Source organism: Solwaraspora sp. WMMD937 (genome assembly GCF_029581175.1).
Taxonomy (GTDB): domain Bacteria; phylum Actinomycetota; class Actinomycetes; order Mycobacteriales; family Micromonosporaceae; genus Micromonospora_E.
In genome coordinates, this window is record NZ_CP120738.1 from 3,690,141 (window position 1) to 3,705,527 (window position 15,387).

12 protein-coding genes are annotated in these 15,387 nt (G+C 71.0%); 7 read left to right on the top strand and 5 right to left on the bottom strand.

Features of this window, described 5'->3' with window-relative positions; genetic code table 11:
* Window positions 1-6: 6 nt before the first annotated feature.
* From O7621_RS16215 to O7621_RS16235, 5 genes are all read right to left on the bottom strand, one after another.
* Window positions 7-1,026: a hypothetical protein gene (locus tag O7621_RS16215; RefSeq protein WP_282230042.1), complete on the bottom strand. Its 1,020-nt coding sequence runs from the start codon at window positions 1,024-1,026 to the stop codon at window positions 7-9.
* Window positions 1,023-3,512 carry an SMC family ATPase gene (locus tag O7621_RS16220; protein WP_282230043.1) on the bottom strand — a complete coding sequence of 830 codons (2,490 nt, stop codon included), beginning with the start codon at window positions 3,510-3,512 and terminating at the stop codon, window positions 1,023-1,025. Before O7621_RS16220 ends, O7621_RS16215 begins: the two co-directional genes overlap by 4 nt.
* A complete protein-coding gene (locus tag O7621_RS16225) occupies window positions 3,509-4,666 on the bottom strand; it encodes an exonuclease SbcCD subunit D (RefSeq protein WP_282230044.1) in 1,158 nt (385 codons plus the stop codon). Before O7621_RS16225 ends, O7621_RS16220 begins: the two co-directional genes overlap by 4 nt.
* Before the next feature lie 43 nt (window positions 4,667-4,709).
* On the bottom strand, window positions 4,710-6,461 hold the full coding sequence (locus tag O7621_RS16230; protein ID WP_282234619.1) for an ATP-binding protein: 1,752 nt from the start codon (window positions 6,459-6,461) through the stop codon (window positions 4,710-4,712).
* 167 nt (window positions 6,462-6,628) lie between these two features.
* Window positions 6,629-7,489 carry a pyrimidine reductase family protein gene (locus O7621_RS16235; RefSeq protein ID WP_282230045.1) on the bottom strand — a complete coding sequence of 287 codons (861 nt, stop codon included), beginning with the start codon at window positions 7,487-7,489 and terminating at the stop codon, window positions 6,629-6,631.
* A gap of 88 nt (window positions 7,490-7,577) precedes the next feature.
* On the opposite strand from O7621_RS16235, the gene O7621_RS16240 reads away from it, so the two are divergent.
* The 7 genes from O7621_RS16240 (at window position 7,578) to O7621_RS16270 (ending at window position 15,368) form a co-directional block, all read left to right on the top strand.
* Window positions 7,578-8,123 carry a plasmid pRiA4b ORF-3 family protein gene (locus tag O7621_RS16240; RefSeq protein WP_282230046.1) on the top strand — a complete coding sequence of 182 codons (546 nt, stop codon included), beginning with the start codon at window positions 7,578-7,580 and terminating at the stop codon, window positions 8,121-8,123.
* Window positions 8,124-8,421: 298 nt separating this feature from the next.
* Window positions 8,422-9,723 (top strand): extracellular solute-binding protein, encoded by a 1,302-nt coding sequence (locus O7621_RS16245; RefSeq protein WP_282230047.1) that lies wholly within the window; start codon window positions 8,422-8,424, stop codon window positions 9,721-9,723.
* 140 nt (window positions 9,724-9,863) lie between these two features.
* Window positions 9,864-10,850 carry a sugar ABC transporter permease gene (locus tag O7621_RS16250; RefSeq protein WP_282230048.1) on the top strand — a complete coding sequence of 329 codons (987 nt, stop codon included), beginning with the start codon at window positions 9,864-9,866 and terminating at the stop codon, window positions 10,848-10,850.
* A 6-nt stretch (window positions 10,851-10,856) separates the two neighbouring features.
* Window positions 10,857-11,756 carry a carbohydrate ABC transporter permease gene (locus tag O7621_RS16255; protein WP_278168206.1) on the top strand — a complete coding sequence of 300 codons (900 nt, stop codon included), beginning with the start codon at window positions 10,857-10,859 and terminating at the stop codon, window positions 11,754-11,756.
* Window positions 11,753-13,174 (top strand): GH1 family beta-glucosidase, encoded by a 1,422-nt coding sequence (locus tag O7621_RS16260; RefSeq protein ID WP_282230049.1) that lies wholly within the window; start codon window positions 11,753-11,755, stop codon window positions 13,172-13,174. The genes O7621_RS16255 and O7621_RS16260 overlap by 4 nt, the downstream gene beginning before the upstream one ends.
* A gap of 84 nt (window positions 13,175-13,258) precedes the next feature.
* Window positions 13,259-14,305 (top strand): LacI family DNA-binding transcriptional regulator, encoded by a 1,047-nt coding sequence (locus O7621_RS16265; protein WP_123600762.1) that lies wholly within the window; start codon window positions 13,259-13,261, stop codon window positions 14,303-14,305.
* 208 nt (window positions 14,306-14,513) lie between these two features.
* Entirely contained in the window at window positions 14,514-15,368 is an 855-nt protein-coding gene (locus tag O7621_RS16270) for an amino acid-binding protein (protein WP_278168208.1), read from the top strand.
* Window positions 15,369-15,387 lie beyond the last annotated feature (19 nt).

The window sequence follows — 15,387 nt, forward strand, 5'->3', positions numbered from 1 at the left end:
TGCCGGTCACCGCCACGCCGGACTCTCCTGCCCGGCCGCCGAGAGACTGAGCGCCCGGTGCAGCAGCCGGGCATCGCCGAGCATCGCCCGCAGCCGTCGCTCCAGCCCGGCGATCGGCACCAGGTTCTGCGGTGCCCGGGGGTCCTTGTACGGAGCCGAGGCGAACCGGGGCAGCGTCGCCAGCGAGAGGTCGGCCAGCGCGATCGCCGCCTGCGGCGTCAGGTCTGGCCGGCACTCCACCCGGACGATGCCCGCCCACGGCGCGCCCCGCGGCCCGGGCAGCCGCAGATACCACGAGTAGCTGCGCCACCGGGTGCCGCGCAGGAACACCGGGCTGCGTTCCGCCGGTTGCAGCGCGGTCACCACCGGGATCAGACTCGCCGGCAGGTACGGCTGGCGCTGCGACTTGACGTAGCCGACCGTGTTCGGCAGCCGGCGCCCGCGCAGTGGACCATCCACCACCAGCAGATCCGCCGGGTCGTCCGCGCCGTCGACGCGGGCCTGCTCGGAGACGGCGATCTCCAGCGCGGCCAGCGCCGGCTGCACCGCCTGCGGCAGTACGGCCGGATCGGCGTCGTCGACCCGCCGCGCCGGATAGCGCACCCGCCCGACGACCAGGTCGGTGGCGGCGGTGCTCGGCGTGAACAGGCCCCGCTCGGTTCGGGCTCCGGCCAACCGGGCGGCCCCGCGCCGCAGGTCACAGCGCACCACACCGGCGGCGTACGAGGCGGCCAGCGCCGGGTACGAGACTCCGTCTGGCTCCTCGCTCCACAACGAGGCGTCGATCCGACGCACCCCGTCGACCAGCAGCACCACGTCCGGTGCGCGTACATCGGCCGGCTGGCGCAACGGTCGCCACGCCGCCGAATCCAGCTCCACGGCGAGATCGGCGGCGTCCTGACCGTCGTCGGCGGCGCCGGGGCCACCCGGGTCGGCGGCCTCGAACGACGTGCCGTAGCCGGGTTGCCAGCCCTCGACGAACCAGCGGACCCCGGTAACCGGCCGGCCCGTCACGGTCGCGGTCACAGCCCGCTCCGCCGGACCCGGGCCGTACGGGCGTCCTTGCTGACCTCGAACCGGACCGGTACCCGCTCGGCCAGCGCCGGGACGTGAGTCACCAGGCCGACCATCCGGTCACCTCGGGCGGCGAGCCCTTCCAGGGTCGCGGCGACGGTGTCCAAGGTGGCCGCGTCCAGTGAGCCGAAGCCCTCGTCCAGCACGATCGACTCCAGACTGGCGGCGCTGGCCGACATCCCGGCCAGTTGTTCCGACAACGACAGGGCGAGCGCCAGCGACGCCTGGAAGGTCTCCCCGCCGGACAGGGTGCGTACCCCGCGCCGCAGTCCGGCGTCGTGGTGGTCGACGACGAAGAACTCACCGGCGTCGTGCACCAGCTCGTACTGACCGCTGGAGAGCTCCCGCAGGATCCGCGACGCGCCGTCGACCAGCAGGTCCAGCGCCTCGACCAGCAGCCACCGCTCGAAGTTGTTGGCCCGCAGGTGGCCGGCCAACGTCCGGGCCAGCTGGGCCTGCCGCTCCTGGTCGGCCCGCCGGCCACGCAGCTCACCTGCCTGGGCGAACCGTTCGGTGATCCGTTCGTGGTCGGTCTGCGCCCGCTGGACCGCCAGCGCGGCCGCCTGCCGGTAGCCGGCCGGATCGGCACCGGCCGGCGGTGCCAGCTCGGCAGCGACGAACAGTGCGTCGATGTCGGCGGCGACGCCGCTGGCCGCTGACCGGGCCGAAGCCAGTCGAGCGTCCGCCTCCGCCCGCGCCGTGCGGCGTTCGGCGAGCAACTGGTGCGCCCAGTCGGTCAGTAGCGTCCACGCTGCGGCCAGATCGCTGCGGTCGGCGGCCGGCGGCGCCAGCCGGGCGACGGCGTCCCGGCCGGCGTCGAACTCCCGCCAGCCGGCCTGCAGCCGCTGTTCGCCGGTCACGGCGGCGCGCTGCGCCTGACGGGCCGCCTCCCGGGCCCGGCGGACCTGGCCACCGGCGTCGTCGAGGGCGCGCTGTAACCGGTCGACCGTGGACAGATCGGTGCGCAACGCGTCGGCGCCGGGCGAGTCGGACAACCGGGCGTCGAGTTGCGCCAGCCGGGCGGTCAGCTGCTCTGCCCGTACCCTGGCCCGGTCGACGGCCCGCTCCACCGCGCGCAGCGACTGCTCGGCCTCGGTGACCGCCTGGCGGGCCTGGTCGGCGGCGGCCCGCGCTGCCTGACCGGCGGACTTCGCCTCGGCGACCCGGGACCCGGCCGGCACCGGCGGCACCGTGCTCACCGGCTGCGCGCAGACCGGACAGTCCGCCCCGGCGACGAGCTCGTGGCGTAACGCGGCGGCCAGGTCGGCGGACTGCGCCTCCTGGTACGTCTGCCGGGCGCGGTCCAACTCGTGGTCCGCCGCCTCGGCGGCGGACCGGGCCGACCGCAGTGCCGCCTGGCTGGCGACCTGTTCGGCCTGCGCGGCGGCGAGCGCCGGAGCCAGCTCGGCCGCTTCGGCGGCGACCCGGTCCCGTTCGGCGTGTGTCTGCAGCAGCAGCCGCCGGTCGGCCGGGTCACCGATGGCGGCCAGTTCGGCGCGGACCTTCTCCTCCCGTTCCTCGGCGTCGGCGACGGCCCGGTCCGCGTCGGTGGCGGCGACTCGGGCGGCCGCCGCCTGATCAGCCAGCCGGGCGGCGGCCGCCGGTGCGGCGACGCCGGCCAGCAGCCCGACCTCGTCGTCCAGGGCCGTCACCTGGTCGGCCGCGCTCGCCACCGCCTGCTGGGCCTGCGTCAACCGAGGCAGCGCCGCGTCGACCGCGGTCGCCAACGCCCGCATCGCGTCGACCTGACGCGCCGCAGCCGCCACCGCCGCCTCATCGGCGTCGGCGAGACCACCGAGCAACTGGTCGACCGCCGCGACCGCGGCCTCGGCGGCCCCCGCCCGGGCAGTGGCCCGCTCCCGGACCCGTTCGTAGACGTGCAGCCCGAGCAGGTTGACCAGGATCTGCTGGCGGGTGGCCGGCTTGGCGTGCAGGAAGTCGGCGAACCGGCCCTGCGGCAGCAGCACGCAGGTGGTGAACTGCTCGTACGGCAGCCCGACCGCGTCCAGCACGGCCTGCTCCATCTCGGCAGGCGTGCCGGCCAGCACCTCGCCGAGGTCGTCCGGGCTCATCCCGGTGTCCAGCCGGGTCACGTCGAACCCGGGCGGCATCAACTGCAGGCCGGCGTTGCCGGTCTTGACCGCGCCCCGCGAGTCGCGGCGGATCACCCGGGTGGCGACGTAGCGGCTGCCGGCGCTCTCGAACACCAGCCGCACCCGGGCCTCGGTGGCCGACGGTGCCAGCGCGGAGGCGATCCCCCGGCTGCTGCCCCAGCGCGGCACCACGCCGTACAGGGCGAAACAGATCGCGTCGAGGATGCTGGACTTGCCCGACCCGGTCGGCCCGACGAGGGCGAAGAAGTCGGCGTCGGTGAAGTCGACCGTGGTCTCCTCCCGGAACACGGTGAATCCGGCCAGGTCCAGCCGCAGCGGCCTCACGACGAGGTCACCTCCTCGTACAGCGTGTCGAACAGGGTCCGTACGTCGTCATCGCCGTGCCCGCGCGCGTCCAGGTAGTCGGCGAACAGTTGCCCGGGTGCCCGGCCGGCCCGCTGCGGGGTGCGCGTCGTACCGGCGGCGGACGCGGACCGGGTGAACTCCGGGTCGATGCGCACGTCCAACGCCCGGGGCAGCAGCGCCTGCACCTCTTCGCGCAGCCCGGCCCGGGGTGTCTCCCGGATGAACACCCGTAGCCAGGCGTCGCCGTACTCGCCGGCGGCCAGTTCGTCGAGGGTGCCGCGGACGGTACGCAGCGGGGTCGCGGCGTCCACCGGCACCTCGCGTACCCGGGCGGCGGTGCCGGTGGTGACGTCGACGATGCTGACCGACCCGACGTTGTCCTCCTCGCCGAAGTCGATGGGCAGCGGACTGCCGCTGTAGCGCACCGGGCAGGGCGCCTCGAGCTGCTGGGCGCGGTGCAGGTGACCGAGCGCCACGTAGTGCGCCCCGGTCGGGAAGACGGTGGCCGGTACGGCGTACCCGAGGACGGTGTGCACCTCCCGCTCGCCGCCGCCGGACCGCCCACCGACCACGGTCAGGTGAGCGGTGATCAGATCGACCACACCTGGCTCACCGAACCCTGCGGTGAGCCGGGCCAGCACCCGCCCGATGTGGTCGGCGTACGTCTGGTTGGCCTCGGCCGCGGTCAGTTGGTACATCTCGGTGGCCCGGACGGCGTACCGCTGGGACAGGAACGGCAGCGCGACCAGCCGCCACCGTTCGCCGTCGCCGGTGGTGCCGGTGATTACGTGCTCGTCCGGGTCGTCCCGGACGGCGCCGCGCAGGGTGATCCCGGCGGCGTCGGCCCACGGCCGCAGCGCGTCCAGCGCGGCCCCGTTGTCGTGGTTGCCGCCGATCGCCACCACGTCGGCGCCGGTGCCGCGCAACGCGGTCAACGCCCGGGTGACCACCCGGGTGGCGTCCGGTCCGGGAGCGGAGGTGTCGTACAGGTCACCGGCGACGATCACCAGGTCCGGGCGTTCGGCACGGGCGATCTCGACCACCCGGGCGAGTACCTGGATCTGCTCGGGCAACCGGGCCTGTCCCTTGAGGACCTTGCCGACGTGCCAGTCGGAGGTGTGCAGGACCCGCATCCGGGGAACCTCCTCGACCTCAGGGTCAGAACGGGCAGAACGGTTAGAACGGGATGTCGTCGTCGGCGGTGGACCGACCGCCGACCACCGCGAACGGATCGGCGGCCTGCACGATTGAGCGCAGTGTGCCCGACGGCGCACCACCGGCCTCCGACGAGCGGGTGGCCCAGGCCGGGAACGGGAACTCCAGACACAGTGGGACCGGGATGTCCGGCTGGTTGACGAACATCGTGCCCGGCTTGGCCAGCAGCACCCGCTGTCGCTGCACCGCCGGCAGGAAGCCGTACTCCGGCCGGGACGCCTCGGCCGGGTCGAGCCGACCGACCACCCGGACCGCCGAGTTGGTGACGATCCGCCGCTCCACCTCGCTGGCGGTCTGCTGGGCACCGATCAGGATCACCCCGAGCGAGCGGCCCCGCTCGGCGATGTCGAGCAGCACCTCCTTGATCGGTGACGACCCGTCCCGGGGTGCGTACTTGTTGAGCTCGTCGAGCACGACGAACAGCAGCGGCTTGGCGGTGCCGGCCCGCTCCTTGCGCTCGAACTCGCCCTTGAGGGTCACGCCGACCACGAAGCGCTGTGCCCGGTCCGGCAGGTTGTGCAGGTCGACGACGGTGACCTGGGCGCTCTCGGCGGTGTTGATCTGGTGCGGGCGGCGGGCGGCCAGATCGCCGCGAATCAGCCGGGCCAGGTCGCGTTTGCTACTGATCAGCCGGCGGGCGAATGCGTTCACCGTACCCATGCCGACCGCCGAGCCGGCCCACGCCGCCCGGGTCTCCTCGTCGCCGAGCTGGTCGACGATGTGGTCGACCAGATCCCCGTACGAGCCGATCCGTCGGCCGTCGATGCTGATGCCCCCGTCGGCCGGCTGCGCGTGCCGATGCAGGTACGCGGTGACCGCGTGCACCACCATCGTGTACTGCTGACGTTCGTCGTCGGCGTCGGCGAACACGTACGGCAGCAGCCGCTGGTCGCAGAACTCGGCGACCGTCCAGTAGAAGCTGTCCACGCCGGTGAGCCGGCTTGTCACGTCAGGGGTGCCGGAGGCGTCGCCGGCGCGCGGCGGGGCGTGCACCCGCACATCCGGGAAGGCGCCGGCGGGCAGGCCGAGCTTGGCGTACGCGGCGGTCGTCGCCTCGTCGAGCCGGACGTTGGGATGGTCGAGGAAGAGCAGGTCCTCGCCCTTGACGTTGAAGATCAGCGCCTTGGCGTTGACCGCGTCGCCGCCGAGAGTGCCGGAGCGGAACACCGAGTAGAGCAGAAACGTCGCGAAGCTGGTCTTGGTCGCGACGCCGGAGATGCCGGAGATGGACACGTGTGCGCCGCGCTGGCCGTCGAGGAAGTCGGCGTTCAGGTAGACCGGCACCCCGTCGCGGCCGGTGCCCATCGGGATCCGGCGCTCCATCCGGTCGAAGTGCAGGGCGCGGGCGCGGGCGTCGCCTTCGGCCCGCCACACCGGGGCGCCCGGCTCCGGCGGTACGTAGATCTCCGGATCGACCCGGGTGGCGGTGATCTCGGCAGCCTCCTGCACCTGGGCGGGCAGGGTGCCGTCGGCGATGGCGAACACGTCGGAGTCGAACTGCGCCCCTTCGTGGCGGGCCCGGACCTGGGTGACCACCCCGGCGATGGTCACCGGCTCGGTGCCCGGCAGCTCGCGGCGGGTCACCACGACGTCGTCCAGTTGCAGATAGCTGCCGGGGCCGACCGCGGTCCAGAACTGCAGTGGGGTGGCGTCGGCGGTACCCAGCACCCGGCCCACCGGCGCACCCTCCGGTGTTGTGTCACTCGTGGTGATGGACTGGTTGCTGAAGTCCGGTTGCGTCGTGCCCACGGGTTGCATCCTGCCCCACCTGTACGACGAGTGCGGCATCCGACTCGGCGCGGCCGGCCGAATTCGCCGACGGTGGGTTTCGGTCCACCCGACCCGTTGCCGTCAGGTAATCATTACTTGACTAAAAGTAACTACCCTGTGTGCGTCGGGTCGGGCCGGGTGTAGCGCAGCAGCAGCGTGCCGTCGTCGGCGGCCAGCACCTGGCCCAGCCGTAGCTGCCGCACCGGGCTGGCCGGACCCGCGCTGATCCGGCCGGCACCGGCACCGGCGAGCAGTGGAGAGACCGTCAGGCAGAGTTCGTCGACCAGGTCGGCGGCGGTCAGCGAACCGAGCAGCATCGGACCACCCTCGCAGAGCAGTCGACGGTGACCACGGGCGCGCAGCTGGCTCAGCCCGGCGGTCAAATCGAGGGTGCGCTCGCCGGCCGGGACGATCTCCGCGACCCGGGCCAGTCGACGTCGACGTTCGGCCGGCGCGTCGGTCGTGGTGAGCACGATCGGCCGCGTCGGTGCGTCGGCCAGGGCCGGTTGGTCCGGGTCGAGATCGAGCGAGGCGGAGACGACGACCAGGGTCGGATGGGTGGGTAGGCCGTGCTGCCGACGCCAGCGGCGGCGCCGGTCGTCCAGCCGCAACGCCCGGTACTGCTCCTGGCGCAGGGTGCCGGCGCCGACCAGCAGCGCGTCGCAGAGCATCCGCAGGACGCCGAAGACCCGTTTGTCCGCGTGCCCGGACAGTCCGGCGGACCGGCCGGCCACCGCGACCGCCCCGTCCACGCTGGTCACGAAGTTCACCCTGAGCTGGTCGTGAGGCGCGACGGCATACGCCTCGATCAGGGCCGGGTCGTCCAGCACGGACCCGGCCGGCTGCGGCCCGAACCGGCGGACCGGTGGGTCCGGGGCCGGCCTGTCCGGGGCCGGTGCATGGTCGGTCATTCGCCGGCCGGACCGGTGACCGGTGGAGCCGGAGCGGGGGTACGGTGCTGACAGTCGCACCAGTTACCACCCCGACACCCATCGTGCTGGCCTCTCCGGCACGCAGTGCAGATCATGGGTTCGAGCCTAGGTCAGAGAAAGGGCGGCCATGCCCCGTCAGATCTTCCACCTGCTGGTCACTCTGTCCGACATCGCGCCGCCGGTGTGGCGCCGCGTCCAGGTGCCGGGTGGGTACACGCTCGACCGGCTGCACCGGGTGATTCAGCACGCGATGGGCTGGCGCGACTGCCACCTGCACTCGTTCGAGATCAACGGAGCGCAGTACGGCGAGCCGGATCCGGCCGGGGAACTGCTGCTGCGTGACGAACTGGACACCCGGTTGGACGCCGTGGCCACCAAGGGGGCCCGGTTCCGCTACACCTACGACTTCGGTGACTGGTGGGAGCACGACGTCGTCGTCGAGGACGTCACCGCGCCCGAGCCGGACGTGCGCTATCCGCTCTGTGCCGACGGGGACCAGGCGTGTCCTCCAGAGGACGTCGGTGGTGCCTTCGGGTACACCGAGTTCCAGGCCGCGATCGCCGATCCGGCGCATCCGCGTCACGCCGAGATGGCCGACTTGGTGAGCGCGACGTTCGATCGGTTCGGGTTCGACCCGGCGCGGGTCACCACCTTGCTGCGTCGGCTGACCTGACCACCCGGCTGGCCGGGCCGACCTGAATCTGACCCGGGAGCACCCGGAATTTGGCAGTAACGAAATGGGAACGCTCCCATCGGCCTCTTGACACCTCCGAAACCTCCCGGCAATCTCATGGGAGCGCTCCCGGCCGGGGTGAGTGAGATCCACGTCACTTGCTTGACCAACCGCGGAGTGCGGTCGTGCAGTGCCCGCTCCCGGCGACGGACCCCTTTCGCCAACGCAGTTCCCGTTGTCGCGGCGGACACCACACGGTTACCCCCCACCACAGAAAGCGACCTTGAGAGGGGTCAGGATGAGCGTCACGCTCCGGCGGTACGCCGCGGTCGCACTCGCCTCCGCTGTCATGTTGACGGCCACGGCCTGCGGCTCCGACGACGCCGATTCAGATCCGGACGGCCCGATCACCCTGGTCGTCGACATCTTCGGCGACGCAGGCTTCGGATACGACGAGTTGATCGAGCAGTACGAGGCCGACAACCCAAACGTCACCGTTCAGCAGCGAGGCATCGGCCTCGGCCTCGGCGACTACAACACCCGACTCACCCAGCAGATCACCGCCGGCTCCGGTGCCGGGGACGTGGTGGCGATCGAAGAGGGCACGATGTCGCAGTTCTTCGCCCAGGCCGACAAGTTCGTCGACCTCGGTGAGCACGGCGCCAACGAACTCGAGGGCAACTTCCTGCCGTGGAAGTGGGAAGCCGGCGTGCTGCCCGACGGCAAGGTGCTCGGGCTCGGCACCGACGTCGGCGGGATGGCCCTGTGCTACCGCTCGGACCTGTTCGAGGCGGCGGGTCTGCCGACCGACCGGGATGAGGTCGGCGCGCTCTGGTCGAGCTGGGACGACTTCATCGCGGTCGGCCAGGAGTTCAAGGAGGCCACGCCGGACAAGGCGTTCGTCGACTCGGCGACCAGCTTCTACAACCTGGTGCTGAGCCAGATCGCTGGCGAGGGCACCGGGTACACCTACTACGACACTGAGAACCAGTTCGTCATGGAGAGCAACCCGGACGTGAAGGCCGCCTTCGACCTCACCACCGACATGATCGAGGCCGGGCTGTCGAACAACCTGCAGTCGTTCTCCAACGAGTGGAACGCCGGCTTCAAGAACGCCACCTTCGCCACCATCGCCTGCCCGGCCTGGATGACCGGTGTCATCGAGGGCCAGGCCGGCCCGGAGGCCGCCGGCAAGTGGGACATCGCCAAGGCGCCGGGCAACGGCGGGAACTGGGGCGGTTCGTTCCTGGCGGTGCCGACCTCCAGCAAGTACCAGGCCGCCGCCGCCGAGTTGGTCAAGTACCTGACCAGCCCGGAGGGCCACGTCGCAGCCTTCGAGGCGGTCGGCAACCTGCCGTCGTCGCCGCAGGCGCTGGCCGACCCGAAGGTCGCCGAGGCGGTCAACGAGTACTTCTCCGACGCCCCGACCGGCGAGATCTTCGCCGCCGGTGCCAGTGAGCTCAAGCCGGTCTACCTCGGCCCCAAGAACCAGGCGGTCCGTACCGCGGTGGAGAACGCGCTGCGGGCGGTCGAGCAGGGCCAGTCGCCGCAAGAGGGGTGGCAGGACGCCATCACGAACGGCACGGCCGCCGGCCGGTAACGCGGTGTCACAACCCGGGTGAGAGATGGCGCCGGCAGGACCTGCCGGCGCCATCTCTCCCGCCGCGTCGCGGTGCCAGCGGCGCGTTGACCTCCCTGGCCGACGTCGGCCGGCCGCCGTACAACTGAAGGACTTTCCCGATGAGCCTGGAGCTAGACACCCCCGCGTCGGCGCAGCCACGCGGCCACCGGGCGGGTCCGGCCGGCGGTGGGGCGGCCCGGCGCCGCTCGCTGACCCGACTGGACCTCAAACTCTCCCCCTACCTCTACGTCCTGCCGTTCTTCGTGATCTTCGCGATCTTCGGCGTCTATCCGATCGTCTACACCGTCTGGATTGCGCTGACCGACCGGTCGCCGCTCAACGCCGAGATCAGCTTCGTCGGCCTGGACAACTTCGTCCGGCTGATCACCGAAGACCCGCAGTTCTGGAACGCCGTCTACAACACGTTCGGCATATTCCTGATGTCCACCGTCCCGCAGCTGCTGATCGCGCTGATGCTGGCCAACGCGCTGAACCGGCGGATCAAGGGACAGACGTTTTTCCGGCTGGCCATCGCCATGCCGATCATCACCTCGACCGCGGTCGTCGCCTTGATCTTCTCGATGATCTACGCGCGGGACTTCGGCCTGGTCAACTGGCTGCTGTCGCTGTTCGGCGTCGAGCCGATCGACTTTCGGGCAAGCAAGCTCGGGTCCTGGTTCGCCATCTCCACCATGGTCGACTGGCGGTGGATCGGCTACAACGCGCTGATCTACCTGGCCGCGATGCAGGCGATCTCAAAGGACATGTACGAGGCCGCCGCCCTCGACGGTGCGTCGCGGACCCGCCAGTTCTGGTCGATCACCGTGCCGCAGCTGCGACCCACCATCATCTTCACCCTGATCATCTCGACGATCGGCGGACTGCAGCTGTTCACCGAGCCGCTGCTGTTCACCAGCGGACCCGGCGGCATTTCCGGCGGTTCCCAGGGTCAGTTCCAGACAATCACCATGTACCTGCTCGACGTCATGAACCAGCGGTTCCAGTGGGGCTACGCAGGCGCCGTGTCGCTGCTGCTCTTCCTGCTCATCGCGTTCATGTCGCTGGTCAACTATCTGCTGGCCCGCCGGATCAGCTCGGACAAGTGAGGCGCGATGACCACCGCAACCCTGCAACCCGTGGCCAACAAGCCCAAGCGCGGCAAGGGCCCGTCGTCGACCTCGGAGCGGCTGTTCAAGGCAAGCCCGTTGACCTGGTTCGGCCTGATCCTGGGCGTGCTCCTGTCGTTCTTCCCGTTCTACTGGATGATCGTCATCGCGTCGCGGACCAACGACGCCGCCAACGCCTGGCCGCCGCCGTTCCTGCCCGGCGGCAACCTTGGTGAGAACATCGGCCGAGTGCTGGCCAACCAGGATGCCAACATTCTCAAGGGGCTGATGAACTCGGTCCTGGTGTCCGGCACCATCACCGTGGCGACGGTCTTCTTCGGCTCACTCGCCGGCTTCGCCTTCGCCAAACTGCGTTTCCGGGGCAAGAACGCGCTGCTGCTCATCGTGCTCGCCTCGATGATGATCCCGATCCAGCTTGGCGTGCTCCCGCTCTACATTCTGATGTCCGAGCTCGGCTGGCTGAACCGCATGCCGTCGGTGATCGTGCCGTTCCTGATCGGCGGTTTCGGGATCTTCATGATGCGGCAGTACGCCGAACAGGCGGTGCCCAACGAGTTGATCGAGGCAGCCCGGGTGGACGGCTGCTCCACCTGGCGGATCTTCTGGCACGTGGTCGTGCCGGCGCTGCGCCCGGCGGCGGCGGTGCTCGGTTTGCTGACCTTCATGGAGCAGTGGAACCAGTTCTTCTGGCCGTTCGTGGTCCTCGCCGACCCGACCAACCCGACGGTGCAGATCTCCCTGCGCAGCCTGAACTCGGCGTACTTCGCCGACAATTCCCAGATTTTCGCGGGAACGCTGATCGCGACGCTCCCGCTATTCGTTGTTTTCATCCTCTTCGGCCGCCAGATCATCGGTGGCATCATGGAAGGCGCCGTCAAGTCGTGACCAAAGCAGCAACTCCGCAGACCGCCGAGTTCCGCGAAGGCTCCGGGCAGCTACTCTTCCCACCCGGGTTCCTCTGGGGTGCCGCCACCGCGGCGTACCAGATCGAGGGCGCAGCGAACATCGACGGCCGCAAGCCGTCCATCTGGGACACCTTCAGTCACACTCCGGGCAAGGTGCTCGGCGGGGACAGTGGGGACGTGGCCTGCGACCACTACCACCGTTACCGCGAGGACGTCGGGTTGATGGCCGAGCTCGGCCTCAAGTCGTACCGGTTCTCGGTGTCCTGGCCGCGGGTGCAGCCCGACGGATCCGGCGGGGCCAACCAGGCCGGGCTGGACTTCTACCGTCGGCTGGTGGACGAGCTGCTGGCCCAGGGCATCGAGCCGTGGCTGACCCTTTACCACTGGGATCTGCCGCAGCCGCTGGAGGACGCCGGCGGGTGGCCGGCCCGGGACACCGCGGCCCGGTTCGCCGACTACGCGGAGCTGGTGCACGGGGCGCTGGGTGACCGGGTGCGGTACTGGACCACGCTCAACGAGCCCTGGTGCTCGTCCTTCCTGGGCTACGGCTCGGGCGTGCACGCCCCCGGGATCACCGACGGCGCCGACTCGGTCCGGGCCGCGCATCACCTGATGCTCGGCCACGGCCTGGCGGTGCAGGCGATGCGTGCGGCCCGGCCGGACCACGACTTCGGCGTCACGCTCAACCTGTACGCGGTGTCGCCGGAGACGGACTCGGCGGTCGACGTCGACGCGGCCCGGCGCATCGACGGTCTGGCCAACCGGATCTTCCTGGACCCGATCCTGCTCGGGCGGTACCCGCAGGACGTGGTGGCGGACCTGCAGCCGGTGACCGATCTGGCCCACGTCCGTGAGGGTGACCTGGACGTCATCGCCACTCCGCTGAACATGCTCGGCATCAACTACTACAGCCGGCACGTGGTCAGCGGCGCGCCGGCTCCGGACGCGGCGGACGAACCGTCCTGCTGGCCGGGTAGCGAGCGGATCCGATTTGTCACCCGCGGGCTCCCGGTGACCGACATGGGGTGGGAGGTCGACGCCCCCGGCCTGGTGGAGGTGCTGCGCCGGGTCAACGACGAGTACCCCGAGGTGCCGATCTACATCACCGAGAACGGCTCGGCCTACGTCGACGACGTCGTCAACGACAAAGTCGATGATCCGGACAGGTTGGCCTATTTCGACGCTCACCTGCGCGCCTGTCACGAGGCAATCTCGCATGGAGTGCCGGTACGGGGCTACTTCGCATGGTCTTTGATGGATAATTTCGAATGGGCCTGGGGCTATTCGAAGCGCTTCGGCATGATCCACATCGACTACGACACCCAGCTTCGGATCCCCAAGTCGAGCGCCAGGTGGTACGCCGATGTGATCCGACGTAACGGTCTGGCCGCACAATAGGCGTGGTCAGCCAGCAATAACGGGCCGTGCGGCGCCGGTTCCCTGCAACCGGCGCCGGCGGCCCAAGGGTCGGAGGAACAGACGATGACAACCCAGCGCACCCGGTCACTCGGGCGGCCCACCCTCGACGCGGTTGCCGCGCGTGCCGGGGTCGGCCGGGGCACGGTCTCCCGTGTCGTCAACGGGTCGCCACAGGTCAGCCCCGAGGCGCGGGCAGCGGTCCAGCAGGCGATCGCCGAGCTAGGGTACGTGCCGAACCGGGCAGCCCGGGCGCTGGTCACCCAACGGACCGACTCGGTCGCGCTGGTCGTCTCCGAATCGGAGGAGCGGGTCTTCGGCGAACCCTTCTTCGCCGGGATCGTCCGGGGCATCAGCTCCGGGCTGCTCGACACCCCGATGCAGCTCTGGCTGGCGATGGCCCAGTCACCCGCCGAACGGGAGCGGGTCGAGCACCATCTGACCAACCAGCATGTCGACGGCGTACTGCTGTTGTCGCTGCACGACGCGGACCCGCTGCCGACCCTGCTCGAACAGCGCGGCCTGCCCAGCGTCCTGGGCGGGCGGCCGGCCCGGATGCTGCATCCGGACGCGCGTCCGGCCTACTTCGTCGACGTCGACAACGCCGGGGGCGCCCGGCTGGCGGTCGAGTACCTGCTAGCCGGCGGCCGGCGGCGAGTCGCCACCATCGCCGGCCCGCAGGACATGGGGGTCGGCGTCGCCCGGTTGACCGGCTACCACGAGGCGATTCGGCACAGCGGCCCGCCGGGTGGCGAATCCCTGGTGGCGTACGGCGACTTCAGCGAGGGCAGCGGCACTGCGGCAATGCGCCAGCTGCTGGAGCGTCATCCCGACCTGGACGCGGTGTTCGTCGCGTCCGACCTGATGGCCTGCGGCGCCCTGCGGGCGTTGCGCGAGGCAGGCCGCCGGGTGCCCGACGACGTGGCCGTGGTCGGGTTCGAGGACGCCCCGATCGCCCGGCAGTCCGATCCGCCGTTGACCACCGTCTTCCAGCCGGTGGAGGAGATGGGACGGCAGATGGCCCGACTGCTGCTGTCCCGGATCCGGCACGATGAGCTGCAGGTCCCGTACGTCCTGCTGGAGACCCACATGGTCGCCCGCGACTCGGCCTGACCGTGTGTCGGCCTGACCGTGTGTCGGCCTGACCGTGTGTCGGCCGGCCGGTGAAGATCATCCAAACGGGTGATGGCGCAGCATGTCCAACCCTGTTCTCCAGGGGTTTTCCTGCCGAGTCATGTCATCGCAACAGGGATGAAATGGTCATCGGGCAGGCTGGTTGTCGACCGGGGGAGGGGCCGGCCTGCGTTACGGGAGGACTGACATGTTGCTGAGGGTTCGCGTGACCCTGCCGGACCGGCCCGGTGCACTCGGCCAGGTGGCCCGCACACTCGGCGTCGCGGGCGCCGACATCGTCCAGGTGACCGTCCTGGAACGGCTGGGCGGTCGGGCGGTGGACGACTTCACCGTGGTGTGGCCGGGTGCCGCCCGGGTCGACCGGCTGCTCGCTGGACTGGCCGCGATTCCCGGTGTCCAGGTCGACGGCGTCTGGCGGGCGATCGGCACTCCGGTGACCGGAGGTCAGGACGCCGAACTGCTCGCCCAGGTCGCCGCCAACCCGGTCGACGGCCTGGCCACGCTGGTCGACGCGGTGCCGGGGCTGCTGGCAGCCGACTGGGCGGCCGCAGCCGTGGTGCCGGCCGACTGGGCGATCCGCAGCGCGTCCCGGCCGCCGGCCGGTGCCGCCACGGCGCAGTCCGCCGGGCTGGCCGGGCCGGCTCCGACGCCCGGCGCGGAGTCGCGGTTCGACGGAGGTCAACTGCCCGACGACGACTTCATGACCGGCCTGACCGTGCCGGTGGACGAATCTCCTACGGGCGGCGAACCGGCCGTCGCCTACGCGAGTTGGCGCGCGCCGGTGCCGCTGCGACTGCCTGAGGTCACGCCGCTGCGCGCCCGGCCGATGGACGGCCCGGACGGGGTGCGGTACGCCTCGGTGCCGTTCGGCCGGGCCGGCCTGGTGCTGATCGTGTCCCGGGTCGACGGGGACGGTTTGCCGGCAGCCGCGTTCCACGTCACCGAGGTGGACCGGATAGCGCAGCTGGTCCGGGCGGCGACGGTGATCCTGGGCGACCGGTTGGATCTGGTGACCGCCGATCCGGTCGCCGCCAGGCGGTGAGACGCAGGTCGCAGACGGC